General features: G+C 58.1%; 1 protein-coding gene. It reads left to right on the forward strand.

Features of this window, described 5'->3' with window-relative positions; translation table 11 throughout:
* On the forward strand, positions 1-203 hold a 203-nt coding region (locus G9G57_RS25620), incomplete at both ends, for an AMP-binding protein (RefSeq protein ID WP_164965709.1).

Consider the following 203-nt stretch of genomic DNA (forward strand, 5'->3'; position numbering starts at 1 on the left):
GAAGCGGACCAGCTGGTAGCGATTCTGGCCGAACGCTCGCTCGATATGGTCGTCGGCATTCTGGCGATTCTCAAAGCGGGCGGAGCATACGTGCCTGTCGATCCCGACTACCCGGAGGAGCGCATCCGCTTCATGATCGAGGATTCGGGTGCGCCGTTATTGCTGATTCAAAAGCATCTGCACGAGAAGACCGACTTCGTAGG

It is taken from the genome of Paenibacillus sp. EKM211P, assembly GCF_011066175.1.
GTDB lineage: Bacteria > Bacillota > Bacilli > Paenibacillales > Paenibacillaceae > Paenibacillus > Paenibacillus polymyxa.